3 protein-coding genes are annotated in these 2,701 nt (G+C 48.7%); all 3 read right to left on the bottom strand.

The window, feature by feature from the left end; translation table 11 throughout:
* The coding region (locus COT43_09475; GenBank protein ID PIS27639.1) for a hypothetical protein at positions 1-511 on the bottom strand (511 nt) is incomplete at its 3' end.
* Complete coding sequence (locus COT43_09480) at positions 511-2,010, bottom strand: hypothetical protein (GenBank protein ID PIS27640.1); 1,500 nt, start codon at positions 2,008-2,010, stop codon at positions 511-513. The genes COT43_09480 and COT43_09475, both read right to left, overlap by 1 nt.
* Positions 2,003-2,701 (bottom strand): hypothetical protein (locus COT43_09485; protein ID PIS27641.1); only part of this gene is annotated, 699 nt, incomplete at its 5' end. The genes COT43_09480 and COT43_09485, both read right to left, overlap by 8 nt.

Raw genomic sequence — 2,701 nt, forward strand, 5'->3', positions numbered from 1 at the left:
ATGCCAGAATCAACTCGCTACAGTAAGACAACAGAACCTTTTGATTAATTAAAAGAAGCCATTTTTTAAACGGTTTGACCGGATTACCCTGAATGGATTTTTCTTCAATGCCAGGTCCATTCATTTCCAGAACGAACGGAATTTTCAAAAATTTAGCCGCGAGAACGCCGCCCCACGAAAGCCCTGTGTAACGCTCGTGGATCAGTGCGAACTGCTTTTTCCGGTTCAGAGCGACGATCCGTAAAAAGACGCGCAGGCTGTCAACGATTCCAGTATAAGGAATAACGCGATGCACGAATCCGCGCAGATAGCGGTGCGGCAGAATAACCGTCTCGAATTCGTCATATTCCCGAACCGAATCGGATTTCTGGACAGCAACCAGGGTGGGGTTGATATTTTTGATTTTCAAACCGCGCAGAATGGCCTGAATATGGATTTTCGGCCCGAGCATCTTATCAAGATCAAGCCCAGAATTGGCACACAGATAAACGATGTTGGCCCCTGGAGTCATTAGTGTCGGTTGCCTTTCAGTTTCTCAAATACCTTACGTGGAGTAATTCCGATAATACTGATTGAAGTTCGCACAAAATCGGTAAAAAGTCGCGGATAAAATAGACGCAGACTCAGCGCGTACAAACTGCCTGCAAACAATAAATAGAAAAACAGGATCAGTACTGCCGGTATGCCCAATCCGAATAACAGGCGCTTGAAAAGGCAGCCGGAGACTAAGAAAATCAGTGTACAGATAAATCCCGGCAGAATAGTCGCAATGAATTTGGCGATCTTCATTTTCAGCATCTTAGAGACGACAATCAGATTTAATAGTCCGCCAAGTGACAGCACAATTGCCACGCCGACCGCCGCGCCGAATATTTCCGCCTGTCGGACTCCGAACCAGACCGCGGCCACCAACAATGGCAATTGGATGAGATTGATGAAGAACATATAATGCGGTTTCTTCTGGATCAGGAAAATCCGTCCGGCCGGCGCAAAGAGTGAGCGTATGATCCCATAAATGACAATGATTTGGAGTGGCCGCACTGCCGGTATCCATTTGACGCCATATATGACGACGACAAATTCATACGTTACGCCGATGAGAATCCCGAAAATCGGGAACGTGACTAATGAAATCATCTCGGTCATGCGCAGGAAAAGCCGCCGCATCTCGGCTAAATTGGCCTGGACTTTGGCCAGCGCCGGGAGCGAAACGGTGTTGATGACTTTAACGATGTTTTCGACCGGCCAGTTGGCGAGATTGTAGGCGAACGAGTAATAGCCGAGTTTGGCTTTAGAAAGCAGTTTGCCGATCAGGAAATTGTCGGTATGGGTATTGAGATAACGGACGAGTTCTGAACCAAGTATGCTTTTCCCGAATGAAAGCACCCGCTTGAAATCTGCGCGCTCGATATAAAGCGTCGGCGACATCTTGGTTTTCAGCCAGTATGGGACGGCTCTCAGCGGACTGGCGACTAATTGCGGAATGACTAAACTCCAGACACCACAACCAAGAACCGCTAACAGAATAACCAGCAGATTGGTAACAAGTTCAACAGACAGGTTGATTGTCGTCAGGTATTTGTAATTCAGTTCGCGGTTCAGAATCGTTCGCGGAACCAATTCAAATGACTGGAAAACGAGACCGATACCCATCCAGATCAGGATCGGCTGTAAAACCGGCGTGGCATAGAAATTTTTAACCCATGGCGAGACGGCGATAACGATAGCACCGAGCGCCAGCATAATGCCGAAATTGATCCAGAAGGCGACGTTGGCGATCTGCTTTGGGCGTTTTTCCTCGACGATGATCGCGGCGTCAATGCCCCAGGCGCTCAGTAACAGGATGAAACCCAGCACTAACCGTGCCAATGCAATCGTACCGAAATCGTCCGGCATGAGCAGGCGTGCCAGAACAATCGTCGAGGCCATCGAAAGCAGGCGGTTGCCGACCTGTCCGATGCCGACCCAGCGTACGCCGGATTTGGCCTGTACGACGACGGAATTATCCACGCCTTGCTCCGGTTTTACTTTTTAGAGAATCCAGATAATAGCCCAGTGCAAAATAAACCAGCGGAATGACCGGCAGAAAATAGCGCTGAATTGCGTGGGTGGCAGAATGTAAAAGTGTCAAGTAGAGAATAATCACTATCCAGACAAACGCGCCGGAAAAATCACGGCGGGCGAATTTCCACAGTCCGAAAATCGCGAGGATGGTCAGCGAATATTTTATCAATAAAATGACGACAAATAGAACCGGAGAAACGGATTTCAGCGTCGCCGAACCGATTGGCGGCGAAAACCAGAAGATCATCAGCCGGTTGAACGAAAGCAGAGCATACCGAAATGGATGCGCAAGAATAATTGCCTTACCTTGTTGCGATAAAAAGCGGTTCAGCTTTTCCGGGCTGTCGAGGGCATTTTCCCGACGGTACTCAGCAATCAGACGGTTTTGGAGCGCGTGATTGGCGGTGCGCTGGTCTTCGTATTTTTGTATATCAGAAACCGAGTTCCAGACAACGCGGTCGGCAATCTCGAAATTTGCACCCCACAGTTCGCCGCCGCCGGCTGAAACTAACGGTATGAATTGCCGGAAAACGACGTAATTCCGGATCGTCCACGGTGCAACCGTCAATAGTGCGATTCCGACGATCAGCAGATAATTTCGGATTTGGAAACGGCAGTTGAAAATTTTGATGATAAC

The organism is Candidatus Marinimicrobia bacterium CG08_land_8_20_14_0_20_45_22, assembly GCA_002774355.1.
Classification (GTDB): domain Bacteria; phylum Fidelibacterota; class UBA2242; order UBA2242; family UBA2242; genus 0-14-0-20-45-22.